Here is a 13,234-nt window from a genome sequence, read left to right on the forward strand (position 1 = left end):
TTATTCTACTTGTTTTAAGCATTGAAAATTTTCGATTTTTATTTGTTTCCCTCTTGTAGATATTAATCCTTCTTTTTTAAATTGAGAAATAATTCTAATTGCAGATTCGGTAGCAGTACCAACAATATTAGCATAATCATCACGTGACAATACAACATTTAAATACTCTGCATCATCTACACCAAAATTATTATGTAGATATAATATGGTTTCAGCCATACGATGCTTTACAGATTTTTGAGCCATATCAACAATAATATTATCAGCATCACGAAGTTCTTTAGCCATATCTTGCAACATACTTAAAGAAAAACTAGCATTCTGACTTAAATCATGGATAACTTCTTTTCTAGGAATAAAACAAACTTCCATTTCATTTAAAGCAACTGCAGTTAAATTTGATGTTTCGTCACTCACTAACGATCGTTGCCCTAAAAGATCACCTCGCTCAACAAGTTTTACAATTTGATCCTTACCATTAGCACTCAACTTTGAAAGCTTACAAACACCATCTTTAATACAAAAAACACCATTAATATTTTCACCTTCATGAAACAAAACTTCACCCTTAGCAATTATCCTAGAAGTCTTACATCCAGAAATCCTAATTAAGTCATCTTTTTTTAAAGATTTTAAGGCGTTAAATTGCTTAACGATACATTGTTCGCATTTACTCATAAGAAATATTAAGGGTTAATCAAAAATAGTTAAAACATGACAAATATCATATTTTATAACCACTTCTTTTGTGACATTTGTTACAGGTATAAATGAGCAAATATTATGGACAAGTTAACTTGTTTCCACTGTGGTGATTTCTGCAACGAAACCACTATTACTTTCAACAACAAGTCATTCTGTTGTAATGGTTGCAAAACCGTGTACGAGATATTCTCGGAGAATGATTTAACCAGTTATTACGATTTACAATCGTCTCCTGGTGCTGTTCCGAAAGAAATTAAAGGGAAATACGATTTTTTATCGCAACAAAACATTATTGACAAACTCACTGAGTTTAATGATGGCAATCTGCAAGTTGCTACACTGTATATTCCACATATTCACTGTAGTTCATGCATTTGGATTTTAGAAAACCTTAACAAACTAAATCCAAATATTTCATCTTCTCAAGTTAATTTCGGCAAAAAAGATGTTCGAATTACTTATAATTGTAAAACCACATCACTAAAAGACGTTGTAATTTTACTAAGCACAATTGGTTACGAACCTTATATTTCTTTAGATGATTATAAAACAGGAAAATCACAAATTAACCGTAGTTTAATCTACAAACTTGGTGTTGCTGGTTTTGCTTTCGGAAATGTAATGTTTTTATCGTTTCCAGAATATTTTGAAGTTGGTGAATTCTGGCTAGAACAATACAAAGGGCTTTTTAGATGGCTTATGTTTACCTTCTCACTTCCCGTAGTATTTTATGCAGGTTTAGATTATTTTATCTCAGCTTACAAAGGCTTACGCGCCAAAATATTAAATATTGATGTGCCCATTGCTTTAGGAATTGCAGTACTTTTTATTAGAAGTACTATTGAAATTAGCTTTGATATTGGAACCGGATTTTTTGATAGCTTAACAGGCTTAATTTTCTTTTTATTACTAGGAAAATTCTTTCAACAGAAAACCTATTCATTCTTATCATTTGAGCGCGATTACAAATCATACTTCCCTATCGCAGTCACAAAAATTACAGATACCAAAGAAACGCCAATTCAGGTATACGATATCAAAAGAGGAGATCGACTTTTAATTAGAAATGAAGAACTCATCCCCGTTGACGGTATTCTTATTAACGGAAATGCAAAAATAGACTACAGTTTTGTAACTGGTGAATCTGAAGCAGTAAGTAAACTTTCGGGAGATAAATTATTTGCTGGAGGAAAACAAACCTCTGGAGTTATTGAAATGGAAGCCTTAAAATCTGTGGAGCAAAGTTACCTTACCCAATTATGGAGTAATGATGTATTCAGTAAAAACAAAGAAGATGGCTTTACCACGCTAACCAATAAAATTAGTAAAAATTTCACCATTACCATTCTTAGCGTTTCAATAATTGCAACAGCGTATTGGTTGTTTGTTGATGCGTCTAAAGCAATGAATGTTTTTACAGCAGTACTTATTATTGCTTGTCCTTGCGCAATTGCTTTATCGGCACCTTTTACCTTCGGAAATTTGCTACGCATTTTTGGAAAGCAAAAATTCTATGTTAAAAACGCGGCAGTAATTGAACAATTAGCAGCCGTAAACACCATCATTTTCGATAAAACAGGAACAATTACTTCAAATAAAAAAAGTACCGCAACTTATGATGGAGAAGCTTTATCTGCTTCTGAAAGCATACTATTTAAAAATACACTTCGCGGATCTAATCATCCACTAAGTAGAACCTTATATGATATTTTAGACGAACATCATATTATAGACTTAAATTATTTTGAAGAACATTTAGGAAAAGGTATTCAAGCCTCTCATAATAATGATAGTATTAAAATTGGGTCGGCAAGTTTTGTAGGTTCAACAGAAGCTTCTGTATTAAACACCACCGTTCATATTAGTACAAATAACCATTATAAAGGAAAATACACCTTTTATAATAGCTACAGAAAAGGGTTAGCAAAGTTATTTAATCAATTAAAAAAACAATACGATTTAGTGATTCTTTCGGGAGATAATGAAGGCGAATTTGATAATCTAAAAAAATTATTACCTTCAAAAACCAAATTGATTTTCAATCAAAAACCAGACGATAAATTAGAGTACATAAAATTCCACCAAACCGAGGGCGCTAAAGTTTTAATGCTTGGTGACGGACTTAATGATGCTGGAGCTTTAGCACAAAGTGATGTAGGAATTGCCTTATCAGAAAATGTAAACGTTTTCTCTCCTGCTTGTGATGCCATTTTAGATGCTTCAAAATTTAATCAGTTACATCAATTTATTAAAGCTTCAAAAAGCGGTATAAAAATCATAAAATGGAGTTTTGTTTTATCCTTCATTTATAATAGTATCGGACTTTATTTCGCAGTTACCGGACAACTTGCTCCTGTAGTTGCAGCTATTTTAATGCCTCTAAGTTCAATAAGTATCGTAGTATTTACCACCATTGCAACCAACCGTGTTGGTTATAAACTTTCAAAATATGAATAACATCTCACTCATAAAAAAATATAATGTTCCTGGTCCAAGATATACTAGTTATCCAACAGTACCATTTTGGGACGAGCAAACATTTACAAAAAACAAATGGTTAAATACGTTTACAACTTCTTTTAACGAGAGTAATGCTTCACAAGGAATTAGCGTATACATTCATCTTCCTTTTTGTGAGAGCTTATGTACATTTTGTGCCTGTCATAAACACATTACAAAACGTCATAGTGTTGAAAATTCTTACATTGAAACCGTTTTAAAAGAATGGCAATTATATGTTAATAAAATGCCCGAAACACCTATTATTAAAGAGATTCATTTAGGTGGTGGAACACCAACTTTTTTTTCAGAAGAAAATTTAGCACAACTTATTAACGGGATATTAAAACCGGCTACAAAACATAAAGATTACGAATTTAGTTTTGAAGGACACCCAAATAATACCACAAAAGAGCAACTTCAAACCTTATTTAATTTAGGCTTTACAAGAGTGAGTTACGGTATTCAGGATTATGATCCTAAAGTGCAAAAAGCCATTCATAGATTTCAAACTTTTGAACAGGTAGAAAAAGTGACACAATGGTCTAGAGAAATTGGATATACGTCTATTAGTCACGATTTAATTTTTGGCTTGCCATTTCAAACAGAAACATCTATTATAGAAAGTATCAATAAAACTAAATTACTACGCCCCGATCGTATTTCATTTTACAGTTATGCACACGTACCTTGGATAAAAGGCGTTGGACAACGTGGTTTTGATGAAAGCAATTTACCTAGTGGAGATGAAAAAAGAGCACTTTACGAAATAGGAAAACAAATGCTACTTGATTTAGGTTATGTTGAAATTGGCATGGATCATTTTGCGCTAAAATCAGATAGTTTATACAAAGCCACAGTTGCTAAAACTTTACATCGAAATTTTATGGGGTACTCTGCAAATACCACACAATTAATGGTTGGTTTAGGAATGTCTGCTATAAGTGATAGTTGGTATGGGTTTGCTCAAAATGTAAAAACAGTAAAAGAATATGAAAGCATTGTTAATTCGGGAGAAATCCCAGTATTTAAAGGTCATATCTTAACTAAGGAAGATATTATTATTCGTCGTCATATCTTAAATATTATGTGCGATTTACAAACCTCTTGGGAAGAAAATCATTTAAAAATACCACAAATTGATGCTATTATAGCATCTTTATCTGAAACTCAAAAAGACAATATTATTAGTATTAATGACAACAATTTAATCGTCTCAGAAAACTCAAGAGCATTCATAAGAAATGTATGTATGAGTTTTGATGTAAGATTACACAAAAGCCGCCCAGAAACACAAATGTTTTCAATGACGATATAAAATCTTAAAACATGATAAAAATCATATTTTAAGATAATGTTAACACGTAAATTTACACCATAACTTCAATAGGTATGAGCGTTATATATATATTATTAAGTATCAGCATCTTGGTCGCTGTCATTTTTTTTGTTGCATTCATTGTAGCAGTAAGAAGTGGTCAGTACGACGACAGTTATACACCTTCAGTAAGAATGCTTTTTGAAGATGAACTGGTAAAAGAGCAACCAAAAACAACAATTAAAACCAATAAGACTAATTAATTATTATGGAAGTACAACAATTCTATTACGATAATAAAATCGTAAAAAATTTCCTTTATGCTACAATGTTTTGGGCAGTTATAGGAATGTTGGTGGGGCTACTATTAGCCTTCATGTTTATTTTTCCAAATCTTACCGACGGTATTTCGTGGTTAAGTTTCGGACGATTAAGACCATTACACACCAATGCCGTAATTTTCGCCTTTGTAGGGAATGCAATTTTTGCTGGAGTGTATTATTCATCACAACGTTTGCTTAAAGCAAGAATGTTTAATGATACCTTAAGTAAAATTAATTTCTGGGGATGGCAAGCTATTATTGTAGCGGCAGCAATTACATTACCATTAGGATATTCTTCATCAAAAGAATATGCAGAATTAGAATGGCCTATTGATATTGCTATTGCCGTAATTTGGGTAGTTTTTGGATGGAACTTAATTGGAACTCTTATAAAACGTCGTCAACGTCACATGTATGTGGCTATTTGGTTTTACTTAGCCACTTTTGTAACAGTTGCTGTACTTCATATATTTAATAGTTTATCACTTCCTGTAAGTGCAATGAAAAGCTACTCTGTTTACGCAGGAGTACAAGATGCCTTGGTACAATGGTGGTACGGACATAACGCTGTAGCTTTCTTTTTAACAACACCTTTTTTAGGGTTAATGTATTATTTTGTTCCTAAAGCGGCTAACAGACCTGTATATTCTTACAGACTGTCTATCATTCACTTTTGGTCATTAATTTTTATCTATATCTGGGCAGGACCTCACCATTTATTATACACAGCTTTACCTGAATGGGCACAAAATTTAGGAGTAGCATTTTCAATAATGTTATTAATGCCATCTTGGGGAGGTATGATTAACGGACTACTTACTTTACGTGGTGCTTGGGATAAAGTACGTACTGAGCCAGTATTAAAATTTATGGTTGTAGCACTTACCGGTTATGGTATGGCAACTTTTGAAGGACCTTTATTATCACTTAAAAATGTAAATGCGATTGGGCACTTTACCGATTGGATTATTGCGCACGTACACGTTGGAGCTTTAGCTTGGAATGGATTCTTAGCCTTTGGTATGATTTATTGGTTGATCCCAAGACTTTTTAAAACAAAATTATTCTCTACAAAATTAGCCAACCTCCACTTTTGGATTGGTACCTTAGGAATCATTATGTACGCATTACCATTATATGTTGCTGGGTTTACTCAAGCAAGTATGTGGAAACAATTTAATCCTGATGGAACATTAATGTATGGTAACTTCTTAGAAACTGTTACCGAAATTATGCCAATGTACATTATGAGAGCTATTGGTGGTACATTATACTTAATAGGAATGTTAGTTTTAGTATATAATATTATTGCAACAATCCGTCAAGGTAGTGCTGTTACCGATGAATTAGCAGAAGCTCCAGCATTACAACGTGTTTCAAAACACAGAGGTGCAGGTGAAGGATGGCATACCGTACTAGAACGTAAACCAATAAAACTTACCATTTTTGCTACAATCGCTATTTTAATTGGTGGTATTGTACAAATTGTACCAACCATTATGGTAAAATCTAATATCCCAACATTAACAAGTGTAAAACCATACACGCCTTTAGAATTAGAAGGTAGAGATATTTATATTCGTGAAGGTTGTGTAGGTTGTCACTCACAAATGATTCGTCCGTTTAGAAGTGAAGTAGAACGTTATGGTGAATTCTCTAAAGCTGGAGAGTTTGTATACGATCATCCATTCTTATGGGGATCAAAACGTACCGGACCAGATTTACACCGTATTGGTGCTAAATACTCAGACAACTGGCACTTAAACCACATGTATGATCCACAAAGTACATCATCAGGTTCTATAATGCCTGCTTATAAATGGTTAATTAGAAATGAGCTTGACAAATCTGATACCGAAGCGAAAATGAAAGTGATGGTAACCCTAGGAGTACCATATACAGACGCTGAAATTGAAAACGCACAACAACACATGTTAGAACAAGGAACTCAAATTGAGAAAAACCTATATACTGATCCTGACTTTGCAGCAAGTTACGAAGCTGATAAAAAAGCAGGGGGGACTGAGTTTGTTGAAATGCGTAACAGAGAAATCACAGCAGTAATAGCTTACCTACAACGTTTAGGTACAGATATTAAAGTTAAAAAAGAACAGAAAACTGAACAAAACTAAATCACATGCTAAAATTTGTAAAAAATCACATGGAAAGCATCGTAGGTATTGAAATATATCCAATTATATCTTTACTTATATTTTTCATCTTTTTTGTAGTCTTATTCTGGTGGGTAATCACTGCTAAAAAAGACTATATAAACTCAGTAAGTCTATTACCATTAGATAACCAAAACGACATAGAACTATGAAAAAATCAACACCTTCTTGGTTAAGAGTAATAATCGTTTTCTTTACCATATTTATTGCAGCCGAACTACTTATTGACGCTGGTGATAAGCCCGCATTTATAGCTTACCCACTACTCGCTTTATTTTTAGTATTGGTGTTAGTTATTCTTGTAGCTACCGAAGCTATTGTTGGAGCGATGGGAAACATCCTTTATCAAAGTTTAGATGAAGTAGGAAAAGCACGTTATAACGAAGAACGCACTAGCGACTCTAAAGTAATGGCTTGGATAAAACGTACCTACAAAAAAATGTTAGGTTCGAAAGCTATTGAAGAAGAACACGAAATTATTTTAGATCATAATTATGATGGCATTAAAGAACTAGATAACGACCTTCCGCCATGGTGGATCTACGGATTTTATGCATCTATTATTTTTGCAGCAATCTACCTTATTAAATACGAAATATTTAATGCCGACAACCAGTTTAATGAATTAAAAACTGAATATGCTGAAGCTAAAATAGCGATCGAAGAATACAAAAAAACAGCTAAAGATTTAGTCGATTTTAATACGGTTGAGCTACTTACTGATGCTTCTGATTTAGCAAATGGTAAGAAAATTTTTGAAAGTAACTGCGTCGCTTGTCATAAAGCTGATGGTGGTGGAGGTATTGGTCCTAACCTAACCGATGAATTTTGGGTATTAGGTGGAGGAATTAAAAATGTCTTTAAAACAGTTTCTGAAGGTGGTAGAGATGGAAAAGGAATGATTGCCTGGTCTAAAAACGGATTAAAACCATCAGAAATTGCTCAAGTAGCGAGTTATGTCTTGCAATTTCAAGGCACAACTCCAGCAGAACCTAAAGCACCAGAAGGTGATAAATGGGTCGCTGAAAATAACTAATTATTTAGAATATTAAAACATAATATTTTGGAAACACCAGAAAAAGAATCGTTTAGAGACAGTATTGGCACAATGACCGATGATGGAAAACGTGCTTGGGTTTACCCTAAAAAACCTAGTGGTAAACTTTACGAATATCGTAAAATAGTAAGCTATGTTTTACTGGTGTTTTTATTTGCTGCCCCGTTTGTAAAAATTAACGGTAATCAATTTTTAATGTTCAATATTTTAGAACGCCGTTTCAATGTATTTGGACTCCCATTTTGGCCACAAGATTTTTACCTCGTGGTAATGTCAATGCTTATTGGAGTGGTATTTATTGCATTATTTACAGTAAGTTTTGGACGAGTATTTTGTGGATGGATTTGTCCGCAAACCATTTTCATGGAAATGGTATTCCGTCGTATTGAATATTGGATTGAAGGAGATCGTAACAAACAACGTAAACTAGACAAGCAAGAATGGAATGCCGAAAAAATTAAAAAACGTGTTATAAAATGGTTTCTATTTTTAGTGATTTCGTTTTTAATTGCCAACGTCTTTTTAGCCTATTTAATAGGTAGCGATAAATTACTACAATACATTGGCGAAAATCCGCTAAACCATTTAGGCACTTTAATACCGCTTATTATTTTTACAGCTGTATTTTATTTTGTGTTCGCTTGGTTTAGAGAACAAGTTTGTATTATCGCTTGTCCTTACGGGAGATTACAAAGTGTATTACTAGACAACAAATCTATTATTGTGGCTTACGATCATAAACGTGGTGAAGCAGAAAATGGTAGAAAAAAGTTTAGAAAAAACGAAGACCGTCAAGCTGCTGGACATGGAGACTGTATTGATTGTTTACAATGTGTAAACGTGTGCCCTACTGGAATAGATATTAGAAACGGTACACAATTAGAATGTGTAAACTGTACGGCTTGTATTGATGAATGTGATCACATTATGGAAAGTATCAACCTTAAAAAAGGTTTAATAAGATACGCCAGTGAAGACGAAATTGAAAAGAAAGAAAAGTTTAAGCTTACAGCAAGAATGAAAGGTTACATTGCTGTACTTACCATTTTAACAGGTGTTTTTATAGGATTATTGTTATTACGTAATGATGTTGAAGCTACTGTGCTTAGATTACCAGGACAATTATACGAACATAAAGAAGGTAACATAATTAGTAATGTATTTACTTACAAACTAGTTAACAAAACAACTAAAGACATTAATAATGTAAACTTTAAACTTCGTAAGTATAAAGGTGAAATTAAATTGGTATCAACAACCAATGGGTTTACAGTACCACAACAAGGATTAGCCGAAGGGACTTTATTTATAGAAATTGATAAAAGCTTGCTTTCTGGAGATAAAAACAAGTTAATGATTGAGGTTTATAGTGGTGATGAGATGATTGAAACCACAACAGTAAACTTTTTAGGACCTAGAAGTTATAATTAATAATGAGTACCATGGTACGCTTAAACCCGCATTAAGGATTGAGCAAAATGCTTGAGCTACTCGCAGAGAGCGAGTTGTGAAAGACTGACCTGAAAGGGAATGCCATGACAATGAATAAAAACAGAAATGTTATGAAAATAAATTGGGGAACAGGAATTGTAATTGCCTTTTTAAGTTTTATGAGTTTTATTTTGTATTTCATTATTACAATGAGTACAGATAAAAAATACGATTATGACTTAGTGGTAGAAGATTATTACGGACAAGAACTAGAGTTTCAGAATGATCTAAATAAAGAAAAAAAAGCAGAAACATTAGCAGAAAATATTACTTGGAAAAAATCTACGGAAGGTATTGAACTTCACTTTCCGGAAGCTTTTGAGAGTGAAAAAATCACTGGAAAAGTGTTCCTATATAGACCGTCTAATAAGCAATTTGACTTTGAGATCCCTATCTCTTTGTCAAAAACTCATTTGCTCATACCTGACAAACGCTTATTAGATGGTCGTTGGAACATTAAAATAGATTGGTCATACGAAGGTAAAGACTATATGTATAAAAAAGAAATTATTTACTAGAATCATGATTTGGTCGGCAATTATATTAGGCTTTTTGGGTAGCTTTCACTGCGTGGGTATGTGTGGTCCAATTGCATTTATGCTGCCGGTAGATCGTAGTAATTCAGTAAAAAAAGTAGCACAAATTTTCACTTATCATTTTGGGCGTTTATTAGCATACAGTTGTATTGGTTTATTTTTTGGACTGGTTGGAAAAAGCCTTTACATTTTTGGTTTACAACAACAGCTATCTATAGCGATTGGTGTATTAATGATAGTGGTGATACTTATTCCTGCTAAAGTTTTTAATGCTTATAATTTCTCAAAACCTATTTATAAAGTAATTTCTAAAGTAAAAACAGCTTTAGGAAAATCATTAAAAAAGAAAACTGCCGACACCTTTTTAACCATTGGTTTTTTAAATGGATTTTTACCTTGTGGATTAGTTTACATGGGCGTTTTTGCTTCTTTAGCAATGTCTAGCGCATGGCAAGGTGGTTTATATATGGCACTATTTGGATTAGGAACAATCCCATTAATGACTACAGCTATTTACTTAGGTAAGTTTTTAAATGCGACCGTAAAACAACGTATACAAAAAGCGATACCTGTATTTGTAATTATTATAGGGGCTTTATTTATTATTAGAGGTTTAGGTTTAGGAATTCCTTACCTCTCTCCTGCTCCTGCTATGGATATGGCTACAGGAACTATTGATTGTCACTAAACTTAAGTTTATATCATAAAAAAAGCCAACGTAATTACGTTGGCTTTTTTAGTATATATTGAAATTAAAACGGTGTTATTACAGTTTAAAAGTCATTACTGGTAAGCTAGAATGGTTAGCAACATCTTCTGAAATACTACCCTCAAAGAAATGAGAAATTCCTGTTCTACCATGAGTAGATACAGCTATTAAATCTAAATTATGTTTCGCAGCATGATTTAAAATTCCGCGTTCAACAGTATAATCACTTATGTAATGTACCGATGGAAGACGATCTAAATTACCATCTGCTTTTTCTAAAAATGAAGCCACTTTAGCGTCTATTTCATCTGAACTTTTAAAGCTATCTCCAGGAACATTTACGTGTAATAAGTGTAAAACTACACCAGCACTTAATATTGAAATTGCTTTCTTGAATGCAGGAATTGAAGCTTCAGAGAAATCTGTAGCATATACAACATTATCAAAAGTAGATGCTTCAACATCATTTTTTACTACTAAAACAGGTACATTAGAGTAACGTACAACTTTCTCTGTGTTTGATCCTACAAATAATTCGCTTAAACCACTTGTACCGTGAGACCCCATGATAATTAAATCTACATCATGCTCGTCAGCAACAGCGCTAATTTCACTAAATACCTTAAAATGCTTCACTATAGGAGTTACATTAACGTCTTTTAAATATGGTTTTTCTAAAAACTCATTGAACTTTTTTTCAGCTAATTTCAAATAAAATATAGTTTCCATATCTTTTTCTGAATCGGCTTTCGTTAATACCGTATCCGAAAGTTCTAACATATGAAGTGCTATAACCTCAGCATTTTCTTTTTTAGCAATAGTTGCTGCTGCTCTTAAAGCATATTCAGAATGTTCTGAAAAGTCAATAGGTACAATAATTTTTCTCATAATATGTATTAATTTTTTGATGTATAATTGATGTCTTTTAAGACTATAAAAAGGTACGAATTTTCTAACAAAAAAAGCGACTTATAATATTGATTATATCGCAAAAATAATGTTAATTCATTTTAAAATCACCAACAAAAATAACATATATATCAAAAAACACTAATTTAAATTCAAATACAGACTTCAAAAAAAGAAAGCTGTTAATAAATTTGAATTGGAGGATTAAATCCTTAATTTCGATTAAAACAAAAACACCTATTATAATGAAAAAATTTGTGCTCACTTTAGCTGTATTTACATTAGTATTTAACACATCTTGTAAGGATAAAAAAACAACAGAAACGGAAGCTAATGAAGCGCCTACAGAAGTTGTTGCTAGTAAGCAATTTGTTGTAAAACCAGAAGCTACTAAAGTTACTTGGACCGCTTATAAAACAACAGCAAAAACACCCGTTGGAGGAGAATTTGCAACTTTAAATTTTGAAGAAAAATCTGGAGAAACGCCACAAGAGGCATTAAACAACTTAACGTTTTCTATTCCTGTAAGCAGCTTAATGACTAAAGATGCCGGAAGAGACTCAAAACTAAAAGCCTCATTTTTTGGAGCCATGTTAGATACTGAGTTTTTAACAGGAACACTTAAATATAGCAATGATAAATACACTGCTTTTATTACAATGAATGGCGTTACAAACGAATTGCCTTTAGAAGTTGAAATTACTGACGAAAGACGTGTGAAAATGACAACAACTATGGATTTAAAAAACTGGAATGCTCTTGAAGCGCTAGAATCTTTAAACAAAGTATGTTTTGATTTACACAAAGGAGCAGATGGCGTTAGCAAAACATGGGAAGATGTTGCTATTGAAATCACTACTTTTTTACGTGAAAACTAGGTAGTACAACTAACGGAAACAACAGCGTTAAAGAATAATAAATACAAAAGCTATCATATTAATGATGGCTTTTGTATTTTAGAACATTAAAGTAATGTACTCCCTATATGATAAACATTGACCTTCTTGTAGAGCAATTTCAAGATAAAAACCAAATTGCGTTCCAAAAACTATATAATATGTATAGTAAAAGCATACATGGTGTTGTTTTTAACATTGTTAAAGACGCTGATATTGCCGACGAACTCATGCAAGATGTGTTTATAAAAGCATGGAATAAAGCTGAAACTTACTCTTCAAAAAAAGGCCGTTTTTTTACGTGGATATTAAATATTGCCCGCAATACGGCTATCGATAAAACACGTTCTAAGACATTTAAGCAATCTAAACAAAACCTCAATGCCGATTTTTTCGTAGATATAATAGAAAGCAACGATAATTTAGATGAAAGTACAGATGCTATTGGAATTAAAAAATTTGTAACCCATTTAGGAGACAAATGTAAAGCCATTATTGAGGCACTTTATTTTAAAGGGTTTACTCAAAAAGAAGCTTCCGAAGAATTACAAATTCCGATAGGTACAATAAAAACAAGAAACCGAAACTGTATTCAACAATTAAGAGATATGGTATTATAA

At 32.6% G+C, this 13,234-nt stretch carries 13 protein-coding genes; 11 read left to right on the top strand and 2 right to left on the bottom strand.

All coding sequences use genetic code 11. The features are described from left to right. Window positions 1-678: a Crp/Fnr family transcriptional regulator gene (locus ACU4C5_RS01030; protein ID WP_446845197.1), complete on the bottom strand. Its 678-nt coding sequence runs from the start codon at window positions 676-678 to the stop codon at window positions 1-3. 105 nt (window positions 679-783) lie between these two features. Here ACU4C5_RS01030 and ACU4C5_RS01035 point away from each other — a divergent pair, with 105 nt between their 5' ends. From ACU4C5_RS01035 to ACU4C5_RS01075, 9 genes are all read left to right on the top strand, one after another. Next, on the top strand, window positions 784-3,162 hold the full coding sequence (locus tag ACU4C5_RS01035) for a heavy metal translocating P-type ATPase (RefSeq protein ID WP_446845198.1): 2,379 nt from the start codon (window positions 784-786) through the stop codon (window positions 3,160-3,162). Next, window positions 3,155-4,522 (top strand): oxygen-independent coproporphyrinogen III oxidase, encoded by a 1,368-nt coding sequence (hemN, locus tag ACU4C5_RS01040; RefSeq protein ID WP_446845200.1) that lies wholly within the window; start codon window positions 3,155-3,157, stop codon window positions 4,520-4,522. The genes ACU4C5_RS01035 and hemN overlap by 8 nt, the downstream gene beginning before the upstream one ends. Before the next feature lie 74 nt (window positions 4,523-4,596). Beyond that, window positions 4,597-4,785 (top strand): cbb3-type cytochrome oxidase assembly protein CcoS, encoded by a 189-nt coding sequence (gene ccoS, locus ACU4C5_RS01045; protein ID WP_446845201.1) that lies wholly within the window; start codon window positions 4,597-4,599, stop codon window positions 4,783-4,785. A gap of 5 nt (window positions 4,786-4,790) precedes the next feature. Next, complete coding sequence (gene ccoN, locus ACU4C5_RS01050; protein ID WP_446845202.1) at window positions 4,791-6,977, top strand: cytochrome-c oxidase, cbb3-type subunit I; 2,187 nt, start codon at window positions 4,791-4,793, stop codon at window positions 6,975-6,977. Window positions 6,978-6,982: 5 nt separating this feature from the next. Beyond that, a complete protein-coding gene (locus ACU4C5_RS01055) occupies window positions 6,983-7,168 on the top strand; it encodes a CcoQ/FixQ family Cbb3-type cytochrome c oxidase assembly chaperone (protein WP_446845203.1) in 186 nt (61 codons plus the stop codon). Further along, window positions 7,165-8,052: a cbb3-type cytochrome c oxidase N-terminal domain-containing protein gene (locus ACU4C5_RS01060; RefSeq protein ID WP_446845204.1), complete on the top strand. Its 888-nt coding sequence runs from the start codon at window positions 7,165-7,167 to the stop codon at window positions 8,050-8,052. Before ACU4C5_RS01055 ends, ACU4C5_RS01060 begins: the two co-directional genes overlap by 4 nt. A gap of 27 nt (window positions 8,053-8,079) precedes the next feature. Then, window positions 8,080-9,504, top strand: a complete 1,425-nt coding sequence (gene ccoG, locus ACU4C5_RS01065) for a cytochrome c oxidase accessory protein CcoG (protein WP_446845205.1) — start codon at window positions 8,080-8,082, stop codon at window positions 9,502-9,504. A 131-nt stretch (window positions 9,505-9,635) separates the two neighbouring features. Then, on the top strand, window positions 9,636-10,082 hold the full coding sequence (locus ACU4C5_RS01070; RefSeq protein ID WP_446845206.1) for a FixH family protein: 447 nt from the start codon (window positions 9,636-9,638) through the stop codon (window positions 10,080-10,082). Between the two features lie 4 nt (window positions 10,083-10,086). Beyond that, a complete protein-coding gene (locus ACU4C5_RS01075) occupies window positions 10,087-10,788 on the top strand; it encodes a sulfite exporter TauE/SafE family protein (protein WP_446845207.1) in 702 nt (233 codons plus the stop codon). A gap of 78 nt (window positions 10,789-10,866) precedes the next feature. On the opposite strand, the gene ACU4C5_RS01080 is transcribed toward ACU4C5_RS01075, so the two are convergent. Next, complete coding sequence (locus ACU4C5_RS01080) at window positions 10,867-11,697, bottom strand: universal stress protein (protein WP_446845208.1); 831 nt, start codon at window positions 11,695-11,697, stop codon at window positions 10,867-10,869. Between the two features lie 266 nt (window positions 11,698-11,963). Here ACU4C5_RS01080 and ACU4C5_RS01085 point away from each other — a divergent pair, with 266 nt between their 5' ends. Together ACU4C5_RS01085 and ACU4C5_RS01090 are read left to right on the top strand one after the other, a co-directional pair. Then, entirely contained in the window at window positions 11,964-12,596 is a 633-nt protein-coding gene (locus tag ACU4C5_RS01085; RefSeq protein ID WP_446845209.1) for a YceI family protein, read from the top strand. Window positions 12,597-12,703: 107 nt separating this feature from the next. Then, window positions 12,704-13,234: an RNA polymerase sigma factor gene (locus ACU4C5_RS01090; protein WP_446845210.1), complete on the top strand. Its 531-nt coding sequence runs from the start codon at window positions 12,704-12,706 to the stop codon at window positions 13,232-13,234.

Source organism: Lacinutrix undariae (genome assembly GCF_052934785.1).

Excerpts from the sequence above, each read along its gene's own strand:
- ACU4C5_RS01075 (WP_446845207.1), top strand. The coding sequence starts at position 10,087 with ATGATTTGGTCGGCAATTATATTAGGCTTTTTGGGTAGCTTTCACTGC.
- ACU4C5_RS01035 (WP_446845198.1), top strand. The coding sequence starts at position 784 with ATGGACAAGTTAACTTGTTTCCACTGTGGTGATTTCTGCAACGAAACC.
- ACU4C5_RS01085 (WP_446845209.1), top strand. The coding sequence starts at position 11,964 with ATGAAAAAATTTGTGCTCACTTTAGCTGTATTTACATTAGTATTTAAC.
- ccoN (WP_446845202.1), top strand. The coding sequence starts at position 4,791 with ATGGAAGTACAACAATTCTATTACGATAATAAAATCGTAAAAAATTTC.
- ACU4C5_RS01090 (WP_446845210.1), top strand. The coding sequence starts at position 12,704 with ATGATAAACATTGACCTTCTTGTAGAGCAATTTCAAGATAAAAACCAA.
- ACU4C5_RS01060 (WP_446845204.1), top strand. The coding sequence starts at position 7,165 with ATGAAAAAATCAACACCTTCTTGGTTAAGAGTAATAATCGTTTTCTTT.
- ACU4C5_RS01080 (WP_446845208.1), bottom strand. The coding sequence starts at position 11,697 with ATGAGAAAAATTATTGTACCTATTGACTTTTCAGAACATTCTGAATAT.
- hemN (WP_446845200.1), top strand. The coding sequence starts at position 3,155 with ATGAATAACATCTCACTCATAAAAAAATATAATGTTCCTGGTCCAAGA.
- ACU4C5_RS01055 (WP_446845203.1), top strand. The coding sequence starts at position 6,983 with ATGCTAAAATTTGTAAAAAATCACATGGAAAGCATCGTAGGTATTGAA.
- ccoS (WP_446845201.1), top strand. The coding sequence starts at position 4,597 with ATGAGCGTTATATATATATTATTAAGTATCAGCATCTTGGTCGCTGTC.
- ACU4C5_RS01030 (WP_446845197.1), bottom strand. The coding sequence starts at position 678 with ATGAGTAAATGCGAACAATGTATCGTTAAGCAATTTAACGCCTTAAAA.
- ACU4C5_RS01070 (WP_446845206.1), top strand. The coding sequence starts at position 9,636 with ATGAAAATAAATTGGGGAACAGGAATTGTAATTGCCTTTTTAAGTTTT.